We start from the raw sequence: 386 nt of genomic DNA on the forward strand, positions 1-386 counted from the left end.
GAGCAGGCTAGTGCCGAGGCCTACCTTTCCGAAGGGTCCGATAGCCCCGGCCCCACCCTGGTAAATCGTGTCTTTTTCATGCCTGATAGTGATGGAAATATTCGTTGCTCTAAATGGGCTCTCATTGGTTAGGACGAGAAGACCGGCGTCATGGTCAATCTGAATTGCCCAGGAGTAGTGACTGACATCTTGCGTGGTAGCAAGTGCTCTGGTCGCAATCTTGTTCGCCTTGCTACTTATCTGGTTTGCCTCACCTGCCAGGCGGTTCGCGCGGGTAGCAGCAATGTTGGCGTCCTTAGCGAGGCGGTTGGCCTCCTTAGCCGCGCGTTGGCTGATTTTCGTGTCACGGCGTGCCAGGACAGCAACAATCAGGCCCCCAGTAGCGA

1 protein-coding gene is annotated in these 386 nt (G+C 56.0%); it reads right to left on the bottom strand.

All coding sequences use genetic code 11. The features are described from left to right. Nucleotides 1-386: hypothetical protein (locus tag QP381_RS08595; RefSeq protein ID WP_285068526.1), on the bottom strand; the 386-nt coding region annotated here is incomplete at both ends.

Origin of the sequence: Pauljensenia sp. UMB6358, from assembly GCF_030216865.1 — a bacterium.
GTDB lineage: Bacteria > Actinomycetota > Actinomycetes > Actinomycetales > Actinomycetaceae > Pauljensenia > Pauljensenia turicensis_A.